Here is a 20,246-nt window from a genome sequence, read left to right on the forward strand (position 1 = left end):
CTCATCTTGACCGAAATCCTCGCCGAGTCGGCTCATCTTGACCGAAATCCTCGCCGAGTCGGCTCGTCATGACGAGCCGACTCGGCGAGGATTTCGGTGACGTCGCGCCGACTCGGGGCTCAGGAGCCGAGGATCTGCTTCAGGTGGGGGTTGCCGAAGGTGCGTGACGGGTCGAGCTTGTCGCGGAGGGCGACGAAGTCGCCGAACCGTGGGTAGCGCTCGGCCAGGTCGGTGGCCGACAGGGTGTGCATCTTCCCCCAGTGCGGGCGGCCGCCGGCCTCGCCGGCGATGCGCTCGAAGGTCGCGAAGTAATCCGCGCGCCAGGGTGAGGAAGGCGCCGTGTGGATGGCGATGTAGACGTTCTCGCGCTCGAATCCGGTGGACAGCGCGATGTCGTCGGCGCCGGCCACCCGGACCTCGACCGGGAAGGAGATGTTCCACGACGAAGCCTCGACCGCACGCTCCAGCTCGGCGAGGACCTCCATGCCGACCTCGCGCGGGACGGCGTACTCGCTCTCCACGAACCGCACCCTCCGCTGCGAGGTGAAGACGCGGTAGGAGATGTCGGTGAACTCCCGTGGCGAGAGGGCGGAGGCGGCGAAGCGGGCCAGCGGCTTCACCAAGCCGGGCGCGCGCAACCCGAGCGCGACGGTCGCGCCGAAGGCCTGGTTGGAGAGGAGCTCGTCGTCGAACCAGCCGCGGACCCGGCCCACCGGCGCCAGCGGCGTACCCGGCAGCGGCAGCCGGGTGTTGTGCTTGGTCAGGACCCGGGTCGTGTGCGGGAACCAGTAGAACTCGAAGTGGTCCGTGCCGGACGCGTGCTCGTCGAACGAGGCCATCACGTCGGCGAGCTCCCCGTTGCCCTCGCGCGCGTTGAGCGCGAAGAGCGGCTCGGCCTGGAGGGTGACCTCGACGATGATCCCGAGCGCACCGAGCCCCACGCGGGCGAGGTCGAAGATCTCCGGGTTCTCGTCGGCCGAGCAGGTGATCACGGAGCCGTCGGCGAGGAGCAGCCGGAGGCCGCGTACCTGGGTGGCCAGGCCGCCGAAGCGCGCCCCGGTGCCGTGGGTGCCGGTCGAGATCGCACCGGAGATCGACTGCTCCTCGATGTCACCGAGGTTGGTCATCGACAGGCCGAGCGCCTCGAGCGCGCGGTTGAGCACCTTGAGACGGGTGCCGCCGCGCACCGTCACCAGGCCGGTCGTCGAGTCTGCTCGAACGATCCCCGAGAGACGATCCAGGCTGACCTGGACGTCCACGGGCGACCCGATCGCGGTGAACGAGTGGCCCGCACCGATCGGCCTGACCCTCCGGCCGGCCTCGGTCGCGGTCACGACGACCGCCGCGAGCTCCGCCTCGTCACGAGGCGCCACGACCTCGATCGCGCCCGCATGCTGGTTGCCCGCCCAGTTCTGCCACTCGCTCACGCGGGCAAGAGTGTCGGCTAGATACCTCGTGGTCAACGGTTGAAGGCGCGCGATGCTGAAAGAAGCGCCGCTTGAAGCGGTCGGTTTATCGCTCTAGCCACTTGTTGAAAGTCTCGCGGTCGTAGACGTTGGACGGGGCGCCACGCTTGCTCGTACGCAGGGTCTGCACGTAGCCCCACAGCGTGTCGTCATCAACCCATCCCTGCCTGCGGGCCATGAGAAGCAGATTCCATGTCGAAACGACGGCCACCCCGTGTTTGGTAGCGAGTCTCTGCGCGTCGCGGTCGTCGGTGACGAAGAACCCGGCCACCTGGCGACGCAGCATGATGGCAAGTGTCTCGGCTTCGCCCAGGTGCTTCGTAGGGCCGTCGCCTGGGCTGGCGAGTTCCTGCCGCAGGATCTGGATATCGAGGTGCTCTGCAGGGTCCGGAAATAATGGCTCGCCAAAGATCGTGTCCGCGTAGGCAAGGGCGTCTAGGCCGGGGTGCCTGGCCGATGCAGCACACTCCTGGGAGACGGTTGCGCACCACGTACCGTTCCCATTGGCGAGGCGTTCCAACAGATCCATCCTGCTGAGGATCGCAAAATTGATCAGCACCGTGTTGTCGGGAAACAGCAGGACGGGCATGACCTCATAACCCCAACGCGTAGGCGAGGTCATCGACCTCGGTCTCGGGTATCTCGGGGAAGTCGACTTCCAATGCCTCGGGATCGATGCCGAGCATCCAAGCTAGCGTGCCTCTGCCTAGAGCTCCGCTCGCAATGGCCGCGACATGGGCTTCTTGGAGAGCCAGCGGGAATCGGCGCTGGGCAGCTGCATCCATCCGCTGGGTGATCTCGTCACTCGGGGCATCGAGCCTTAGGTGACGGCGCAGGAGCCGCTGGGTGGGGTGATCGGCCCACGAACGGACTCGCGCGGGGGCGTACCCGTTGATACGGCTGAGGCGCCGAGCTAGAGCGTCTGTTGACACGCCCAGATCCCAGACTGCATGCGCGAGCGCCACGTCATCCATCTGATCCCAATCGAACTTGTCGAGGACTTGCTTAGGCAGCAGAAGTTCGGCCGCGAAGGTGTTCGCGGCCTTTTCGTGGTGTTCTGACACATCCGTGGCCAGCCCGTCGTCGTGGTGCCTCATCGCCAAATGCCCCAGCTCGTGGGCCATCGACCAGTTCTCGCGGAACCAGTTTCCGGTCGCCGGGACTGCGATCACTCGTCTGGCGCCGACGGTGAAGGAGTAGGCCGTCGAGAGGTCCGGGAGGCGCACCACATCCACGCCAAGGTGCTGCTCAAGCCGCTCAGCGAATGGGCGGACGAATCCATCGCCGAGTAGGAGGCGCGCACCATCCACGTCGTAGGGCAGCGGATCGGCTGACCCCGGGCCGCGATATGCCTGTCGATACGCCAGGGCGATGTTCTGGATGGTCTTCTCGTCATCCTCGCGGCCGGGGACACCTCGCTCGCCGGTCTCGTGGTCGAAGTCGTGTCGGGCGGCGACGGTCAGTCTGCTTGGGTCGGGCGTGCCGGTGATCAACCAGTGCAGATCCGCGTGGAGTCGGTCTGCGAGCCGAGCCAGTTCGATGGAGGAGAAGTGGCGCTTATCGCCGAGGGCGCGCGAGAACGCATCGGGGGTCATCCCAATGTCCTTTGCGATGTCTTGGCGTAAATCGCCCGGACATACCTGCTCGATCTTCTCCAACACGCGGGAGCCGATGGTGTCCATACGGCCACCGTATCGTTCGATTGGGAAATTCCCAAGCAATCCGCGTTATGGTGGTGGCTCCGGACCGCGCGGTGGCACAGTTGGTTACCTGCCGTTGACGCGAGTGCCGCGCGGGGCATAGACACTTGGGTCGTGGTCACGACTTCCCACCATCTCTCCGCCCAGCAGCACGAACGGCTCGACCGAGCGACCGCCTGCCTCGACGGACCCATCGGGGCGGTGGATCTCGCGGCGTTCGACGCCAACGCCGACGATCTCGTGCGCCGTGCCGCGGGCACCCCGATCCGCGTGGCCAGCAAGTCCGTACGCTGCCGGGCGCTGATCGACCGGGTGCTCGCCCGCGAGGGGTACGAGGGGATCCTGGCCTTCACGCTGTTCGAGGCGCTGTGGCTGGCCGAGACGCACTACGACGTCGTGGTCGGCTACCCGACCGTCGACCGAGCCGCACTGGCCGCGCTCGCGAAGGACGAGGAGAAGCTCGCCCGGGTCACCCTGATGGTCGACAGTGCCGAAGGGCTGTCGCTGATCAAGTCCGCGATCGGCACCCCGGCCGCCCCCGTACGCGTGGCCATCGACCTCGACGCCGCGCTGGTCATCGCACGCCGGATCTGGCTGGGCGCCCGCCGTTCCCCGGTCCGCACCCCCGAGGACGCCGTCGCCCTGGCCCGGATCGTCGTCGACGACCCGGACTTCCAGCTGGTCGGACTGATGGCCTACGAGGGCCAGGTCGCCGGCACCGTCGACCGCCCGCTCGGCGGCAATCCGCCGGCGGCCGTCATCAGGAGGATGAAGAAGGCCTCCATCGCCGAGATCACCGAGCGCCGCGGGAAGATCGTCGCCGCCGTACGCTCCCTGACCGACCTCGAGTTCGTCAACGGCGGTGGCACGGGCTCGATCGAGTCCACCCACGCCGACCCCTCGGTGACCGAGATCGCGGCCGGGTCCGGGCTCTACGGGCCGACCCTCTTCGACCGTTACGACGGCTTCACACCCCACCCGGCGGCGTACTTCGGGCTGAGCGTGGTCCGCCGCCCCGAGCCCGGCATCGTCACCGTGGCCGGTGGTGGCTGGATCGCCTCCGGTCCGCCCGGACCCGACCGCGTCCCGAGCCCGACCTACCCCTTCGGGCTCGAGTACGTCGCCACCGAAGGTGCCGGGGAGGTCCAGACGCCGCTGCGTGGCCATGCCGCCGACGAGCTCGCGATCGGCGACAAGGTCTGGTTCAGGCATGCGAAGGCGGGCGAGGTCTGCGAGCGGCTCGACACGCTCCAGCTGATCGAGGGCGACTCGATCATCACCGTCGCGCCGACCTACCGCGGCGAGGGCCAGACCTTCCTGTGACCCGCCTGCCGGGTCACTCGCCCAGCAGCTGGAACCAGCTGTCGGTGAGCAGCTCGCACATGCGGTCGTGGTCGACGCCCCAGGCGCCGTCGGTCCAGTGCTGGGACACGTAGTCGAACTGTCCCATCGCCAACGCGCCGCGGAACTGCCGGCTGTCGGCCTCGAACCGGTCGGCCTTGGCCAGCCCGGCGCTGATGTCGCCGATCGCATCCTCGAGCCAGGTGTCGACGCCGGCGCCCAGGTCGGGGTCGATCGCCTGTGCGGCACGGCAGATCTTGATGATCGGCAGCACCTCCGGCCAGTGCGCCGCGATCTCCCGGATCCAGGCGCCGAGCTGCTCGCGAGTGCCGGCCGCCACCGCGTCGATGAGCGCAGGGCCCGTCGTGCACCCCTCGGAGGCCAGCGCGAGCTCCGGTTCCAAACGCTCGATGATCAGCGCCTTGACGATCTCCGACTTCGAAGCGAAGTAGGCGTAGAAGGTCACCCGCGTCGTACCGGCCGCGGAGGCGATCTCGTCGATCGTGGTGGCTGCGTAGCCGCTGGAGACGAACCGATCCATCGCCGCGTCCAGGAGGAGGCGGCGGGTCGTCTCCTTCCGGGCTGCTCGGGGGTTGGCCATGGCGTCACGATAAGCGACGTCGAGACCCCCCAGGAGATTTCCAAGTTTTCTCGAAACCCGGTGTCCCGCGGACATGCCGTCGGTAGGTTCGGTTCCGATGGATGATCATGTGACCTGGGCGGACAAGGGCTTCTGGGAGCCGGGAGAAGCCGTCGATCTCACCACGTACGCAACCTCCGGCCGCAACCTCTTCGACGGCTCGTTCGCCTGGCCGGTGATGGTGCTCAAGAAGAGCGCGCTGGAGCACAACATCGCGACCCTCGCCGGCTTCGCGGAGGAGCACGGCCTGCTGCTGGCGCCGCACGGCAAGACCACGATGGCGCCCTCGCTCTACCAGCAGCAGCTGGACGCGGGTGCCTGGGCGATCACGGTCGCCTCGCCCAACCAGGCACTGGTCGCCCGTCATGCCGGCGTACGCCGGGTCCTGGTCGCCAACGAGATCCTCGACCACAGCGCGCTGAGCTGGGTGGCCTCCGAGCGTGCGGCCGACCCGGAGTTCCTCCACCTGCACTGGGTCGACTCGGCCGAGGGTGTCGGGGCGGCGGCCGAAGCCTCGGCGCTGGTCGGCGTCGAGGACCGGCCACTGGCCGTGCTGATCGATCTGGGCTTCCCGGGCGGGCGCACGGGCTGTCGTTCCGTCGAGGAGGCCGTCGAGCTCGCGCGGCTGGTCGACTCCACGCCGGGCGTACTCCTGGCGGGGGTGGCGGGCTACGAGGGCGGGCTGGAGACGGCGGACGCGGTCGGTGACTACTTCGACCGCCTCAAGGAGCTCGCCTCGACGCTGTTCACCAAAGGCCTGGTCGGAGCCGACGCCATCGTCTCCGCAGGTGGGAGCGCCTTCTTCGACGTGCTCGCCGATCGCTGGGACTCCGGGTGGCCGGACGGCATGATGCCGCGCAAGGTGCTGCGCAGCGGGACGTACGTCACCCACGACCACGGTCTCTACGCCGGCACCACGCCCTACAACCGGATCGCGGGCACGCTGGATCCGGCCATCGAGGTCTGGGCCCAGGTGGTCTCGGCCCCGGAGGAGGGGCTGGTCATCGTCGGCATGGGCAGGCGGGACGTGCCCTACGACAACGGTCTGCCGATCCCGCTCGCGGTGCGGCGCAACGGCTTCGGCGGTGCCGAGGCGCTCGAGGGCACCGTCGAGAAGCTGGCCGACCAGCACGCCTTCCTGCGCACCGACGCCGGACTGCGACCGGGCGACCTGGTCAGCTTCGGGATCTCGCACCCGTGCACGGCGTTCGACAAGTGGCGGCTGATCCCGGTCGTCGACCTCGACTACACCGTCACCGAGCTGGTCCGGACGTACTTCTGAGGGCTCAGGCGATGCCGGAGAGTCGCACCCTGACCTGGTAGAACGCTCCGTGGTCGGTGGCGCGACGGGCCGACGGCCCGGAGTAGACCCGGTAGCGGTCGGGCTGCAGCGTCGGGCTGAGGAAGGCCTGGTCGATCGGCGCCCGGAGGGCGGTGGCGCACTGCTCGTGCGTCGCGAGCGGACTGATCAGACCGGTCCCGGGGGACGTGAGGTCGCACAGGATGTCGTTGCGCTGGTTGAAGTCGCCGGCGACGACCATCGGCACCTCGGCGCGCGCGACCACGTCCTTGACGATCCGGGTGTTCAGGTCGCGCCACTTCTTCTGCCGGGGAGCGGACTCGATGCTCGCCGGGAAGTGCACGGGCAGCACCCCGACGCGCTGTCCCGAGGAACGCTCCTCCAGCACGACCACCGGCGCGCTGACGCGAGCACCGTGGCGGTAGTAGAGGGTGACCGTGTCCTTGCTGACCAGCCGGAAGACCGAACGGCGGAAGAAGACCGTGTCGTCGGTGGCATCGGGCGTGGACACGAGCGCGTACTCCCGCCCGAACGACTCGAAGGCCTCCCGCTGCGGAGCCTCCACCTCGGCGAGGACGCCGAAGTCGATGACCGTACGCCGCAGGTGACCCACCACGATCCGCATCCGCGGCACGCCGTCGAGCCGTCCGGCAGCAGCGCCTCCGGGCGCGGTGTGGTGGTCGGCCCAGGCGTTGAGCCAGGCGAAGCGCTGGAACCCGGGCTGCACCGGTGCCGCCTGGGCGACCTTGACGGTCGGGCCGGCGGAGGCGGTCGTCGGGACCAGGAAGCTCATGGCGGCGGCGATGACGCCGCACAGCGCGACGGCGGGCACGACGGCCCGCCATCGGTGGGCGAGCTTGGCGAGACCGTCCGAGGCAGTGGGGGACACGCCTACCGACGGTATGAGTCCGCCGTGTGCGCCGAACCAAACGCTTTCGAATACTCGGAAACCTCGGGTGAACTCCGGCGCCTACAGGTCCATGAAGATCAGCGCGCCCGCGATGTCGGCGGTGCCGTAGTGGAGGTAGTCGTCGACGGTGGCCTCGGGGACGCTTTTCTGCGCCGTCACGAAGCCGACGACGACCGCCTTGGAGGAGTCCTTGGCGACCCACTTCCCGATCACGTCGTCCGCGATGAGGCTGCCGGTGGGCAGGTCGAAGTCGGTCTCCTTGACGGACTCCGCGGCCGCCGTCGCCTCCGCCTCGCTGTCGAAGACGTAGATGACCCGGAGCATCCGCAGCTTGCCGTCCTCGGCGTCGTGGATCCCCATCGCGGCGTACTCGCAGCCCTTCTTCTCCAGGGCCGCCGAGGCGATCGGGCCGCAGTCCGGATAGTCCTGCGAGGCCACGTAAGTCGCGTTCATGCTCACGTCGCCGAGCTTGAACCTCCAGTCACCCTCGAACAGGTCCGCGGCCAGCCCGCCCGGAGCAGGAGCGGTCGCCGACGTGCTCGGCGTGGCCGTCACCGTCACGGGCCCCGGCTTGCCCGTCGGGTCCTCCTCGCCGCTGAGAAGGACGATGGTGGCCGTGATGATCACGCCGATCACCAGCACCACGGCGATCGCACCGAGACCGATCACGATGGGCCACGGGTTGTGCGGCTTCTCCGACGGCGGTGGCCCTCCTTCGGCGGACGGATCGTCGTTCGCCGGCCGGCCGGGCTGGGCTCCGAGGTTCGGCGCAGGAGGCATCGCGCCGTACCCGTCCGGTTGCGACGGTGGCGGCGGTGGTGTCGGTGTCGTCATCGGTCCCCTACCCGAGTACAGAGTTTCGTGGGTGAAGCGTCTTCCACGATTCTCTCGTACGTCCCCACCGCCATCATGAGCAGCCGAAAAGTGGTCCGGGACGTTTCCGCCGGTCTACCCGCGGGTAATGGGCAGAAACGTCCCGGACCACCTCGTTCCCGCCGTCGATCAGGGGGCGACGGGGTAGTGGCTGGAGATCGCGATGCGGTTCCAGGCGTTGATGGCGATCGCGACCCAGGTGAGGGCGGCGATCTGCTTGGCGTCGAGGATGCTCTCGACATCGACCTTGGGGGCGGCGGCGGTGTGCAGGTCGCCGATGCGGGTGATCTGCTCGGCGATGGTGAGCGCGGCCTGCTCCTCGGGGGTGAAGTACTGCGACTCCCACCAGGCGGCGACGAGGGCGAGACGGTCGGTGGTCTCGCCGTTCTTCAGAGCGTCCTGGGTGTGCATCCGCAGGCAGAAGGCGCAGCCGTTGATCTGGGAGGCGCGGAGCTTGACGAGGTCGACGGTGAGCCGGTCGACGCCGGCGACGGTGATGGCCTCCTCGACCGCCTCCTCGACGGCCATCTGGGCCTTGTACGCAGCGGGGAACAGCTTGGTCACGTTGACGTTGGCGAGCATCGGGGTCCTTCGGGTCGGCCCGCCACAGCGCGGGCGTTCACACTGCTTGACGAGACGTCCGAGGCGAATGTGAGGTCGCCACCTCACATTCGTGCTGTCCGGCTCGTCACATCTGGTGAACCCCGGAGGAGGTGCCACGATGCCTGACATGGACGACCTGGGCGAGGTGATGATCGAGCGCCGTCGCCTGATCGCGCTCGCCTACCGGCTGCTCGGCACGCTCGAGGAGGCCGAGGACGCGGTCCAGGAGACGTACCTGCGCTGGTATCGCCTCGCCGACGACGAACGGGCGGCGATCGAGAACCCCGCCGGCTGGCTGAGCCGCGTGACCAGCCGGGTCTGCCTCGACGTGCTCAAGTCGGCCCGCGCCCGCCGAGAGAGGTACGTCGGGCCCTGGCTGCCCGAGCCGGTCCGGCCGGGTCTCCTCGTCGGACCCGAGGATCCGGCCGACCGGGCGACCCTGGACGACACGGTGAGCACCGCGCTGCTCGTCGTGCTCGACGCGATGACCCCGGCCGAACGGGTCGCGTTCGTGCTCCATGACATCTTCGCGGTCCCGTTCGGCGACATCGCCGGGGTGGTCGGTCGCTCCCCGGCCGCGGTGCGGCAGCTCGCCGCCTCGGCACGTCGGCGGGTCGCCCAGCAGCGCGACGACGTCGCCCCGCTGCCGGAGCACGACGACGTCGTCCGTGCCTTCGTCTCGGCCACCGCCGGTGGCGACCTCGGCCGCCTGGTGACACTGCTGGACCCCTCGGTCACGCTCCGCTCCGACGGTGGCGGCCGGGTCAGCGCGGCCCGCAACCCGATCGAGGGTCCGGAGAAGGTCGCGCGGTTCCTGCTGGGCGTACTCACGAAGCGGCCGACCTGGACGATCCGGACGGAGGCCACCGCCGACGGCCTCGGGTTCACGCTGGTCGAGGACGGCGCCCACCGGGGCGTCGCCAACCTGCGGGTCGCCGGCGGCCGGGTCACCGACGTCTGGATCGTCCTCAACCCGGACAAGCTCACCCGCTGGAGCTGACCCCGGACCAGGCTCAGACCAGCGACGTCTCGGCGGTCTCGAGCGGGATCGGCCGAAACATCTCCGGCTCCTCGCCGGGAGTGAGCGCCGTGGTCGAGTAGAGCCAGTCGATCATCGCGTAGTCCCCGGTCCCCCGCGCCAGGAGCAACGCGTTGCGCTGCTCGCGTGCCCGTCCGTGGAGGTGCCAGAGGACACCCCACCGGCGGGAGGTCTCCACGACGCGGCGGCAGTGCTCGGGACGTACGGCCTGGTAGGCGGCGAGGGCGCGGCCCCAGTCGACCGAGCCGTCGTCGGTGCGGAGGCGGCGGACGTGCTCGCCGAGCACCCAGCCGTCCTCGATGGCCATGATCGCGCCCTGGGCGATGTACTGCAGCGGCGGGTGCGCCGAGTCTCCCAGCAGCGCGACCCGGCCGTGGACCCACTGGTCGATGGGGTCCCGGTCGTACATCCGCCACCACTTGTCGCGCCACATGTGCGCCAGACCGTCCCGGATGAACGGGGTCGTCTCGGCGAAGGCGGCGTCGAGCTCGTCCGGCGTGCCCCAGTCCTCCTCGCCCGCGAGCGCCTTGGGCGACTCGAAGACGGCGACCTGGTTGAGCAGCTCGCCGCCGCGCAGGCCGTAGTGGACGAAATGGCAGTCCGGGCCGACGTGCACGACGACCTCGGAGAGGTCGACCTCGGCCCCGCGCCCGGAGCCGGTGGGCATCGTGCCGCGATAGGCGACGTACGCGGAGGAGACCGGCTGGTCGCCCACGAACTTGCGGCGGGCAGGGGAGTGCAGACCCTCGGCGGCGATCACCAACGGCGCGGTCTGGGTCGAGCCGTCCGCGAGATGAACGGTCGCCTCGTCCGAGCCGGCCGTGTAGTCGACGACCTTGGCGTCGGTCACCAGCTCCACGCCCGAGCGCTCGGCCGACCGCAGGAACATCGCGTGCAGGTCGGAGCGGTGGATCACCAGGTACGGATAGCCGTAGCGCCGCTCCATGTCGCGCAGGTCGAGCCGGGTCAGCTCCTCACCGGAGACCGCGTCCCGCATCACCATCGCGTCGGGGACGACACCCAGCGACCTGGCCTCCTCCAGGAGCCCGTAGTCCTCGAGGATGCGGGTGCAGTTGGGGGCGAGCTGGATGCCGGCCCCCACCTCACCGAACGCGGAGGCCTGCTCCAGGACCCGCACCCGCAGGCCCTGACGGGCCAGGGCGTACGCCGCGGAGAGCCCACCGATGCCGCCCCCGACGATGATCACATCGGTCGCCTCGACCCCTGAGCGCGTCACAGCCATGGTCCCAGCTCCGGTGCGCCGGCGAGGGCGTGCGGCCGTCCGGCGAGCCATGCGGTTACGTCGGGCAGCGAGCCCTCGACACCGCGCAGGTCGTCGTCGGAGAGCCCCCTCTTCGTACGGATCTCGTCGGCGAGGGCGAGCAGCAAGTCGTCGGGCAGGTCAGCGAAGGTGATCCCGGCGCCGAGGTCGACGGCATGGACGAAGACCTCCCGGGCGCGCATCCACGGGACGTCGCTCGCCTTGCGGGTGACCAGCTGGGCGGTGATCACCTCGTGGTCCCACTGCTCGGGAGTGAGCCGGTCCATGGTCGCCTCGAGCTCGCCGGCGCCGCGGAGATACCACTCGCGGAGCTCCTCGGCCGGCCGCGTCGCGGCCGCCTCGATGTCGGCGTTGCGCTGCTCGGTGGAGGCGTACATCCGCTTTTCCACGCCGGTCTCGGCCCAGGAGAGCAGGTTGCCGAGGGCGTCGGCGTTGGCGGCGACGTGGCCGACCAGGTGCTTGCGGGTCCAGCCCGGTAGCTGCGAGTCGGCGTCGTAGTCGGCGGCGGCGAGGCCGTCGATGGCGCCGGTCAGCAGGGCCGTGCCCTCCGTGACCCAGCGGCGGGCGTCGTCGAACGTACGCGTCGGGGTGGTGCCGATCAGGACGGACATGGCGATCAGCCCTTCACGATCGTGTTGGTGAGGGTGCCGATGCCCTCGACGGTGATCTCGACGGTCTCGCCGCCCCACAGGAACTCCTGGGGTGCGCGGGCGTGCCCGACCCCGCCGTTGGTGCCGGTGAGGATCAGGTCGCCGGGGCGCAGCGTGGTGATCGTGGAGATGTAGCGCACCAGGTCGACCGGGTCGAAGACCAGGTCGGAGGTGTTCGCGCTCTGCTTCTCGACCCCGTCGACGGTCAGCCGCGTGGCCAGCTCCGGACGTACGCCGCCGGGCAGCTCGTCCGGGGTGACGACGTAGGGGCCGACCGGTGTGGTGGCCTCCCACATCTTGCCCTGGAGCCACTCGCGGGTGCGGAACTGCCAGTCGCGGACCGAGTAGTCGTTGGCGGCGGTGAAGCCGGCGATCGCGGCGGCGGCCTGCTCCTCGTCAGCGTGCCGCACCGTCGTGCCGATCACGATGGTGAGCTCGCACTCCCAGTCGAGCTGCTCGGTCTCGGCGGGCTTGGTCACCGAGTCGTTCGCGCCGGTCAGGGTGTCGGCGAACTTCGCGAACAGCACCGGGTACTCGGGCAGGTCACGGCCCATCTCCTCGATGTGGCTGCGGTAGTTGAGCCCGACGCAGACGACCTTGCTGGGCTGCGGCACGACCGGCGCGAAGTCGGCACCATTGACCGGGTAGTTCACCGACCCCAGAGGCAGGTCGGGCGAGCCAGCGGCCAGGTACGCGCCCACGTCGGGGTGGCCGAGGTCGACGAGGTGATCGCCGTCGAGTCGGACCCCGCGGGTGCCGTCTGCGGTACGGATGGTGGCGAGCTTGGGCATCAGGAGTCCTTCTGGGTGCGGTGGAGGTGGAGCGCCTCGAAGACGGGCGCGTCGGAGAAGCGGAAGAGGTCGAGGGCCCCGGAGTCCGAGTCTGACGTGCCCGCCTCGGACCTGGCCGAGAACGGCTCCCACGAGGGAACCACGAACAGGTCACCGCGAGACACGGTCCACGACTTCGTACCCACGGTGACCACGCCGGAGCCGTCGAAGACCTGGTAGACGCTCGACCCCGTCTCGCGCACGGGCGCGGTCTCGGACCCGGTGGTGACGCGGTGGAGCTCGGCGCGCATCGTCGGCAGTACGTCCCCGCCGGTGGCCGGGTTGGTGTAGCGGACCGCCGCGTGGCCGGGTTCGACGGTGCCGCCGTGGCCCTCCTTCTCGAGCGCGAGCTGGTCGGCCAGCGCCCGGTCGGTGAACTCCCACTTGTAGGAGAGCAGCGGGCTGCCGGGAGCGGAGTGCGTGCGCGCGACCGGGGAGAGGCCGGGGTGGCCCCACAACCGCTCGGACCGGGACCGGTCGGGCGTGACCCGTTCGGTCTCGGAGATCTCGTCACGGCCGAGCTCGAAGAACTGTGACTCGGTGGCGTACTGGAAGGGGATGTCGAGCCCGTCGATCCAGGCCATCGGCTTGTCGGTCGCGTTGTGGTGGGCGTGCATGTTCCAGCCGGCCTGAGGCAGGAAGTCGCCGCGGTTCATCGGGACCGCGTCCCCGCCGACGACGGTCCATACCCCCGAGCCCTCGACGACGAAGCGGAAGGCGTGCTGGGTGTGGCGGTGCTCGGGAGCGTCCTCGCCGGGCATGAGGTATTGGATCGCGGCCCACAGCGTCGGTGTCGCGAACGGGCGGCCGCCGAGGGAGGGGTTGGCCAGCGCGATCGCGCGGCGCTCGCCGCCACGGCCGACGGGGACGATCTCGCCGGCCCGGCCGGCCAGCTCGACCAGGTTGGCCCACTTCCACAGGTGCGGGACCGCGCGGCTGCGCGGGTGGGCGGACATCAGGTCACCGATCTCGGTCCACAGCGGAACCAGGAGCTCCTGCTCGAAGCCGCGGTAGAGCGCTTCGAGCTCGGGGGTGACGGTGGGCTGGTTCTCGGCCTCGACGGCCGTCAGCCTCACCGGCGAGGCGGACGTGGTGGGCGCGGAGGTGGTGGTCATGGTCACAGCCTGCTGGCTCCAGGCGTGACAGAACCAATAATTCTGTTATACAGAACGACCGGCTCGATGAATCTCCTGCGAAGCCAGGCGATAGGTGCCAGGTTTGGTGTGATCAGGAAGAGGTGGGATGGACAAGCCGCTCAAGACACGGCCCCCGTATGCGATCACCAGCGTCGACCACGCACTCAAGCTGGCGGCGATCCTTCAGCTCGAAGGCCGTTTGACCGTCTCGGAGGCAGCGGCTCGGCTCGACGTCGCCCGTTCCACCGCCCACCGGCTGCTCGCGATGCTGGTCTACCGCGACTTCGCGGTCCAGGACGAGGACAAGGTCTACCGGGCCGGTCCCGTGCTCGAGTTGGCCGCCCACTCGCGCTCGACCGCCTCCCGGCTGCGCCAGGTCGCGCTGCCGCACCTGCAGCGCCTGGTCGACCTGCTCGGCGAGTCCGCCAACGTCGCCGTACGCGCCGGGGACACCTGCCGGTTCATCGCCTCGGTCGAGTCGCCCCAGTCGCTCAAGGTCGGCTCCCGTGAGGGCATGGTCTTCCCCGCCCACCGCACCACCGCCGGCCTCCTGCTCCTGGCCCAGATCTCCGACGACGAGATCGCCTCGACCTACTCCCGGGAGAGGTACGCCGGCCACCTGGCCGATCGCCCGGACATCGACGCGCTGCGTACCGAGCTCGAGCGCGTACGCCGCAACGGCTTCGCCTTCAACGACGGCCGTTCCGAGCGTGGCGTGGTCGCCGTCGGCGTTCCCGTCCGTGGCGCCGGGGGAGACGTCGTAGCCGGGATGTCGATCTCCATGCCCAGCGTCCGCTTCGACAAGGAGTCGCTGCCGAGCGTCGTCGCCACCCTGATGTCCGGCGCAGCGGCTTTGGAGCGTGACCTGAGCCAGGGGTGATCTGCGTCAAGTTGGTGCCGGTAGCGTCGGGTCGCGAGTTAATCTGGGTCCAATGAGCAACACCCCGCCCTCCAGTGATACCCGAGAAACGAAGCAGGCACGCATCGACTGGATCGCGACCACCGCAGGCGCCCTCGCCGCCGTCACCTCCGCCCTACTTCTCTCCACGCTCGGTGCCGTCGGCACCCTCGTCGGGGCGGCGCTCGGCAGCGTCGCGGCGACGGTCGGGACCAACCTCTACTCGCAGTGGCTCGCGAAGAGCCACGAGAAGGTGACCAGCGTCCAGGCCCTGGCCCGGTGGCGGTCGGCCGGGCTCGCCGGCGTACGGACCACCTCGGAGCCTGCGACCGAGCCGGCCGCGGACTCCATGGTCGAGGCAGCTGAGGTCGCCGAGGGCGGCGACGTGGAGCCGATGCCGTCGTGGCGGGAGCATCTCAAGACGTTGCCCTGGAAGCGCATCGCGCTGGTCTCGCTGGCGATGTTCGTGGTCGTGGTCGCCGTGATCACCGTCTTCGAGCTGCTGGCCGGGCGCAGCGTCAGCTCGATCGTGCGCGGCGGGGACGAGGGCACGACGATCTCCCGGGTGACCGGCGGCGGCTCGGAGAGGGGCGACGATCAACCGGCTCAGAGCCCGTCGCCGGGCGCCACCGCAACCCCCGAGGAGTCCGCGAGCACCGAGCCGTCGGAGTCGGCCGAGCCTTCGGAGTCGGCCACGACGGAGGAGCCGAGCGCCGAGCCGTCGACCTCGACCGGGCCGAGCTCCTCGCCGTCGGCGCAGCCGAGCGAGAGCGGCAGTGCCTCGACCGAGCCTTCGCCCACGGTAGGAGCCTCACCCGGAGCCGGGGACCAGGCGACCCCCTGAGCCGGACTCGTCACCGAGCCGGGCTCACATCCGGAAGAGGATCTCCGCGCCCAGGTCGGTGTTGCCGTAGGAGGTGTACTCCTTGCCCTTGGCCTCGGTGATGTCGTCGCTGGCCGTGACCATGGTGTAGACGACGTACTTGCCGTAGTCCTTCACCTTGAACCAGCCCTGGGTGTAGTCGGGCAGGGAGGCTTCGGCGGGCGGGATCACGTGCCGTGGCTCGATCTTCGCGGCGGCCTTCCCGGCGGCCTCGGCGGTGCTGAAGTCGTAGATGAAGTGGGTCATCCGCAGGTTGCCCCGCTGTGCCTTGTAGGAGACCCGCACCGCGTAGTCGCAGCCGAGGCTGCGGATCGCGGGCTTGAGCGTCGCCTTGCAGCCGGAGTAGTCCTTGCCGCTCAGGTAGCGGGCCTTCAGTGTGACGTCGCCGTAGGTGAACTTCCAGGGGCGCGGGACGTCGGCCTTGGCGAGGTGTTCGGGGCCGATGGTCGAACGCGAGGTGGCGCCGTCGCTGGGGGCAGCCGGAGAGCTGGTCCCGGGCCAGCCGGGGCGGCCACTGGCCTCGCCGCTGACGTCGGAGCTGCCGCCGCCCCGGCTCGCCGATTCGCTCGATGTCCTGTCGGCCGAGGCCGTGTCGCTCGCCGTCGGCACCCCGGCGGTCGTGGCCGCGTCGTCCCCGCGGGTGAAGAGGGCGTAGACGACCACCCCGCACACGACCACGAGCCCGAGGGAGACGGCGATGGTCAGGACCTGGCGAAGCGGGCCGCCCTGGCCGGCGCGCTCCTTGCGGGCGTTGAACGCCGGCCGGTTGCCGCCCATCTCCTCGGAGAGCCCGATCAGGCGCTCGTTGTAGTCAAAGGGGGCAGGCTGCTTCTGCGGCTCCTCGTCAGGCGCGCCCGAACCGGGGGAGCCTGGGGGCGGCGGATACGGCATGGGGTTTGTCTACCATCTATCAACGGTCGCCACGCCGAAGGTTTGGAAGACGGACGAAATCCCGTCCGAATCCCCGCTCGTGCAGCGAGATGAACACGGATACCCACCGTACGCGGCTCCGGACCCGGGCACCTACAACTTGGCAATGCTTACCCCATCCTCTTCTGCGGGTGGCCCACCGAAAACCCTGCGGAATCGCGTGTTGCTGCATTGCAGGAATTCGATGAACGAGTCTTTGCAATGCAGATTCTTGGGGATTCGAATGTGGTGCGGGGCAGAGGAAAGAACACGAAACTCAGTTACCCGCCCCTGGTAAGCCGCGAAACCCGTGGTTCCGGGTGCGGAAGCCCGCAACCCGTGGGCCTTTCCCCCAGGAGGAGACGTATGAGGTTCCAACGCACCAACTTCCGTCCCCGCACGATCGCCGCGCTCGCCGCGGGTGTGGGTCTCGCGGCCTCCGCCGCCGTCGCCGTCCCGGCAGCCGCCGCGGACGCCGAGTTCAGCAAGGCCGAGGTCGCATCGGTCAAGTCGGCTGTCGCCGAGGCCGCCCCGGTCGGTTCGTCGTGGTACACCGACCCGGCGACCAACAAGGTCGTCGTCACGGTCGACGAGACCGTCTCCGCGGCCGAGATCGCCGAGGTGAAGGAGGCGGCCGCCGAGAAGACGAGCCAGGGCGACGAGGCCGTGACCGTCAAGCACACCAAGGGAGAGTTCACCCCGCTCATCGGCGCGGGTGACGCGATCTACGGGGGCGGCTACCGCTGCTCGCTCGGCTTCAACGTCAAGGTCGGCGGCGCCGACTACTTCCTGACCGCGGGCCACTGCACCAACGACGTCTCGACCTGGTACGCCAACTCCTCGCAGAGCACGCTGCTCGGCTCGACCGCGGGCTCGAGCTTCCCGGGCAACGACTACGGCATCGTCCGCTACAACTCGTCCATCTCGAAGTCCGGTGGCTTCACCGCGGGCACCGCCCGGGTCGGCCAGAGCGTCACCCGTGACGGCTCGACCACCGGTGTCCACACCGGCACCGTGACCGCGGTCAACGCCAGCGTCCGCTACGCCGAGGGCACCGTCAGCGGCCTGATCCAGACCAACGTGTGCGCCGAGCCCGGTGACTCCGGCGGCGCGCTCTACTCCGGTTCGACCGCCCTGGGTCTGACCTCCGGCGGCTCGGGCAACTGCAGCACTGGCGGCACGACCTTCTTCCAGCCGGTGACGGAGGCGCTCAGCGTGTACGGCGCCACCATCTACTGATCGAGCGCCCTTGATCGAGGGTCGCTGATCACGTACGAGTACGACGCGGGGTGACGTGGTTGAGCCACGTTGCCCCGCGGCGCACGAAATTTTGTCGAACTACGAAAGTTTTTTGCCAACGACTGGCCGATGAGGCATCTAGAACGACATACTCACTGTGGTCGTGTTCGGGCACATCGCGGTGGAGGAACGTATGAGGTTCACCAGGTCACGTAACCGTCTGCTCGCTGCAGCGGTCGGTCTAGGTCTGGCGGCTACCGCCGCGGCCACTCCGGCGGTCGCCGCGCCCCCGGCGGAGAAGCGCAGCGCCAGGGCGCTCGCGGCCGTCTACTCCGCCGTCGACTCCGCGGTCAACAGGTCCGCGCTGTCCGGCATCGCGTGGTACACCGACGAGGCCACCGGCACGGTGGTCGTGACCGCCGACTCCACCGTCCCCCGGGGCGCGCTGAGCAGGCTGACCGAGGCGGCCGGCGTCGATGCCGACGCGATCACGCTCAAGCGCGCCGAGGGCGAGTTCAAGCCGTTCCTCGGCGCGGGTGACGCCATCCACGGGGGCGGCTACCGCTGCTCGCTCGGCTTCAACGTACGCAGCGGCGGGACCCACTACTTCCTCACCGCCGGCCACTGCGCCGAGGAGGTGGGGACGTGGTACACCAACTCCGCTGAGACGACCCGGATCGGACCGACCGTCAAGTCGAGCTACCCGGGCAACGACTACGCCCTGGTGCGCTACGCCAACACCTCGCTGAGCCACTCGGGCGGCTACTCCGCCGGTGACGCGCGGGTCGGCCAGCGGGTCACCCGCGACGGCTCGTCGACCGGCGTGCACTCCGGCCGGGTCGAGGCGCTCGACGTCTCGGTCCGCTACCGCGGGTCCGGCACCGTCCGCGGCATGATCCAGACCGACATCTGCGCCGAGTCGGGCGACTCCGGTGGTCCGCTCTACGCCGGCTCGACCGCTCTCGGGATCACCTCGGGCGGCTCCGGCGACTGCTCCTCGGGCGGGACCACCTTCTACCAGCCCGTCCGCGAGGCCCTCAACGCGTACGACGTGAACATCTACTGACTCGCCACGCTGGTCGAGCACGTTGGTCGAGCACCGGCTCGCCGGGCTCGACCAACGGTGGTGAACTCAGACCGCGACCGGGATCAGCGCTGTGTCGGCGGAGTCCTTGATCAGCCGGGCGTACGCGTCGAAGAGCCGCTGCTCGGAGAGGCGCTGCCGGTTGCGGAAGATGCGCTCGAAGTGCTCCTCGCGCTGGGCGAAGGCGGCCTTCCAGGACTCGGCCATCTCGGCCGGGTCGAAGGTCGCCACCAGGCGAGGGTCGCCGACCATGGCCGGAGCGTCGCCGACCGGCGTGGTCACCGGGACCGCACCGCAGGCCATCCCCTCCAGCAGGCACAGCGGGGCGGCCTCGCCGAACGCCGAGGTCAGCGTGATCAGGTCGGCGGCGTTGTAGAGCGGCGCCATCTGGCTCTGGATCCCGAGGGCGTGCAGGTTGGTCTCCAGCGCCGGCCAGGCGCCGAGCTCCTCGGCGACGAGCTGAGCGAAGGCCGGGTTGTCCGCGGTCATCCCGGCGCCGCACATGACAAGGTGGGCGTCGGCGTGCTCCTGGACGAACCGGCGCGCGGCCCGGACGAAGAGCGGGATGTTCTTCATCTCGTCGAAGCGCGCCGCGATCATCACCACGGGTGCGTCGCCGTCCACGCCGAGCTCGGCCCGCTTGCCGGCGCGCAGGTCGGCGTCGGTGCGGAACTTGTAGAGGTCGACCCCGTTGGGCAGGACCGGCAGCCGCTCCAGCGGGATCCCGGTCGCCTCGTGGTAGGCCCGCTGCGTCGACTCCGCACAGCACACCGCCGCGGTCAGCAGCCCGGCGCGGTCGAGGTCGATGAGCTCCTGTACGCCTGCCCCCTGATGCTCCGGGTCGGAGCGGTGCAGGCACGTGATCAGCGGGGTCCCGGACGTCCCGACCCTGCCGAGCACCGTGAGCGGCTGCTCCTTGAGGGAGAGCACCACGTCGGCCTTCGCCACCGACTGCGCCACGCGCTTGAGCTGGCTGGTGGTGATGGGGCCCGTCGGCGTACGTCTCAAGGCCCGCACCGGCACGCCGGCGGAGGTGAGCCGGCGGTAGGAGTTGTCGGAGGAGATCCGCTGCGCGGTGAACTCGCGCTGCACGCGGTCGCTGAGGCTCAGCACGCTGTGTCGCTGAGGCGTGGTGGCGTCGAGGGCGCGGACGACTGCGGTGTGCAGGATCCGGGCGCCACCGGCGAAGAAACCTTCGTACAGGGAGAGGACGGAAGGTCCGTCCTCGAGGTATGTCACGGTGGACATGTCGACCTCACTTTTTCCGCAGGAGGCATCGCCCGAGCGGTGATGGTGGTGGGGCTACGGCGGGGATATGCGACTTCGCTGGGACGCTAACGCGTCCGTGGGCGCATCCCAAGACATCGTCGGCTCGGGGCGAAGGATTTCACTTGATCGTCATCTTCACGCGCGCATCGTAGGGAGCGACGGAGGATTTATCGAAACCGGTGGGGATCCGGGTT

General features: G+C 69.6%; 20 protein-coding genes. 7 read left to right on the forward strand and 13 right to left on the reverse strand.

Going from position 1 to position 20,246, the window contains the following annotated elements; translation table 11 throughout:
• Positions 1-119 precede the first annotated feature (119 nt).
• From ABZ796_RS08135 to ABZ796_RS08145, 3 genes are all read right to left on the reverse strand, one after another.
• Positions 120-1,427 (reverse strand): D-arabinono-1,4-lactone oxidase, encoded by a 1,308-nt coding sequence (locus tag ABZ796_RS08135; protein WP_357336034.1) that lies wholly within the window; start codon positions 1,425-1,427, stop codon positions 120-122.
• 85 nt (positions 1,428-1,512) lie between these two features.
• Positions 1,513-2,055 (reverse strand): hypothetical protein, encoded by a 543-nt coding sequence (locus ABZ796_RS08140; protein ID WP_357336035.1) that lies wholly within the window; start codon positions 2,053-2,055, stop codon positions 1,513-1,515.
• A 4-nt stretch (positions 2,056-2,059) separates the two neighbouring features.
• The gene (locus tag ABZ796_RS08145; RefSeq protein WP_357336036.1) at positions 2,060-3,148 is read right to left on the reverse strand and encodes an ImmA/IrrE family metallo-endopeptidase; all 1,089 of its coding nucleotides are present in this window, start codon (positions 3,146-3,148) and stop codon (positions 2,060-2,062) included.
• 132 nt (positions 3,149-3,280) lie between these two features.
• Here ABZ796_RS08145 and ABZ796_RS08150 point away from each other — a divergent pair, with 132 nt between their 5' ends.
• Entirely contained in the window at positions 3,281-4,489 is a 1,209-nt protein-coding gene (locus ABZ796_RS08150; RefSeq protein ID WP_357336037.1) for an amino acid deaminase/aldolase, read from the forward strand.
• 13 nt (positions 4,490-4,502) lie between these two features.
• Here the strand turns inward: ABZ796_RS08150 and ABZ796_RS08155 are convergent, their stop codons facing one another.
• Positions 4,503-5,108, reverse strand: a complete 606-nt coding sequence (locus ABZ796_RS08155; RefSeq protein ID WP_357336038.1) for a TetR/AcrR family transcriptional regulator — start codon at positions 5,106-5,108, stop codon at positions 4,503-4,505.
• Positions 5,109-5,205: 97 nt separating this feature from the next.
• On the opposite strand from ABZ796_RS08155, the gene ABZ796_RS08160 reads away from it, so the two are divergent.
• On the forward strand, positions 5,206-6,429 hold the full coding sequence (locus tag ABZ796_RS08160; RefSeq protein ID WP_357336039.1) for an alanine racemase: 1,224 nt from the start codon (positions 5,206-5,208) through the stop codon (positions 6,427-6,429).
• A gap of 4 nt (positions 6,430-6,433) precedes the next feature.
• Here the strand turns inward: ABZ796_RS08160 and ABZ796_RS08165 are convergent, their stop codons facing one another.
• From ABZ796_RS08165 to ABZ796_RS08175, 3 genes are all read right to left on the reverse strand, one after another.
• Positions 6,434-7,336, reverse strand: a complete 903-nt coding sequence (locus ABZ796_RS08165; protein WP_357336040.1) for an endonuclease/exonuclease/phosphatase family protein — start codon at positions 7,334-7,336, stop codon at positions 6,434-6,436.
• Between the two features lie 81 nt (positions 7,337-7,417).
• A complete protein-coding gene (locus tag ABZ796_RS08170) occupies positions 7,418-8,137 on the reverse strand; it encodes a hypothetical protein (protein ID WP_357336042.1) in 720 nt (239 codons plus the stop codon).
• A gap of 222 nt (positions 8,138-8,359) precedes the next feature.
• A complete protein-coding gene (locus ABZ796_RS08175) occupies positions 8,360-8,812 on the reverse strand; it encodes a carboxymuconolactone decarboxylase family protein (RefSeq protein ID WP_357336044.1) in 453 nt (150 codons plus the stop codon).
• 139 nt (positions 8,813-8,951) lie between these two features.
• Between ABZ796_RS08175 and sigJ the strand changes: the two genes are divergently transcribed.
• Positions 8,952-9,833 (forward strand): RNA polymerase sigma factor SigJ, encoded by an 882-nt coding sequence (gene sigJ, locus ABZ796_RS08180; RefSeq protein ID WP_357336046.1) that lies wholly within the window; start codon positions 8,952-8,954, stop codon positions 9,831-9,833.
• A gap of 13 nt (positions 9,834-9,846) precedes the next feature.
• Here the strand turns inward: sigJ and ABZ796_RS08185 are convergent, their stop codons facing one another.
• From ABZ796_RS08185 to ABZ796_RS08200, 4 genes are read right to left on the reverse strand one after another with little or no spacing between them, the layout of a single operon-like run.
• On the reverse strand, positions 9,847-11,115 hold the full coding sequence (locus ABZ796_RS08185) for an FAD-dependent oxidoreductase (RefSeq protein ID WP_357336048.1): 1,269 nt from the start codon (positions 11,113-11,115) through the stop codon (positions 9,847-9,849).
• Positions 11,106-11,765 (reverse strand): maleylpyruvate isomerase family mycothiol-dependent enzyme, encoded by a 660-nt coding sequence (locus ABZ796_RS08190; protein WP_357336049.1) that lies wholly within the window; start codon positions 11,763-11,765, stop codon positions 11,106-11,108. Before ABZ796_RS08190 ends, ABZ796_RS08185 begins: the two co-directional genes overlap by 10 nt.
• A gap of 5 nt (positions 11,766-11,770) precedes the next feature.
• Entirely contained in the window at positions 11,771-12,595 is an 825-nt protein-coding gene (locus ABZ796_RS08195) for a fumarylacetoacetate hydrolase family protein (protein WP_357336051.1), read from the reverse strand.
• Positions 12,595-13,749, reverse strand: coding sequence for a cupin domain-containing protein (locus ABZ796_RS08200; protein ID WP_357336053.1), 1,155 nt, complete (start codon positions 13,747-13,749; stop codon positions 12,595-12,597). The genes ABZ796_RS08195 and ABZ796_RS08200 overlap by 1 nt, the downstream gene beginning before the upstream one ends.
• Before the next feature lie 127 nt (positions 13,750-13,876).
• Between ABZ796_RS08200 and ABZ796_RS08205 the strand changes: the two genes are divergently transcribed.
• Together ABZ796_RS08205 and ABZ796_RS08210 are read left to right on the forward strand one after the other, a co-directional pair.
• Complete coding sequence (locus ABZ796_RS08205) at positions 13,877-14,650, forward strand: IclR family transcriptional regulator (protein WP_357336055.1); 774 nt, start codon at positions 13,877-13,879, stop codon at positions 14,648-14,650.
• A 52-nt stretch (positions 14,651-14,702) separates the two neighbouring features.
• Complete coding sequence (locus ABZ796_RS08210) at positions 14,703-15,512, forward strand: hypothetical protein (protein WP_357336057.1); 810 nt, start codon at positions 14,703-14,705, stop codon at positions 15,510-15,512.
• A gap of 24 nt (positions 15,513-15,536) precedes the next feature.
• Here the strand turns inward: ABZ796_RS08210 and ABZ796_RS08215 are convergent, their stop codons facing one another.
• Positions 15,537-16,442, reverse strand: coding sequence for a hypothetical protein (locus tag ABZ796_RS08215; protein WP_357336059.1), 906 nt, complete (start codon positions 16,440-16,442; stop codon positions 15,537-15,539).
• Positions 16,443-16,826: 384 nt separating this feature from the next.
• Between ABZ796_RS08215 and ABZ796_RS08220 the strand changes: the two genes are divergently transcribed.
• Together ABZ796_RS08220 and ABZ796_RS08225 are read left to right on the forward strand one after the other, a co-directional pair.
• Positions 16,827-17,699: a S1 family peptidase gene (locus ABZ796_RS08220; protein WP_357336061.1), complete on the forward strand. Its 873-nt coding sequence runs from the start codon at positions 16,827-16,829 to the stop codon at positions 17,697-17,699.
• 193 nt (positions 17,700-17,892) lie between these two features.
• On the forward strand, positions 17,893-18,765 hold the full coding sequence (locus tag ABZ796_RS08225) for a S1 family peptidase (protein WP_357336063.1): 873 nt from the start codon (positions 17,893-17,895) through the stop codon (positions 18,763-18,765).
• A 66-nt stretch (positions 18,766-18,831) separates the two neighbouring features.
• Here the strand turns inward: ABZ796_RS08225 and ABZ796_RS08230 are convergent, their stop codons facing one another.
• Complete coding sequence (locus ABZ796_RS08230) at positions 18,832-20,031, reverse strand: glycosyltransferase (protein WP_357336065.1); 1,200 nt, start codon at positions 20,029-20,031, stop codon at positions 18,832-18,834.
• Positions 20,032-20,246 lie beyond the last annotated feature (215 nt).

This window comes from Nocardioides sp. NPDC047086 (genome assembly GCF_040643685.1).
In the GTDB taxonomy this organism is placed as follows: domain Bacteria; phylum Actinomycetota; class Actinomycetes; order Propionibacteriales; family Nocardioidaceae; genus Nocardioides.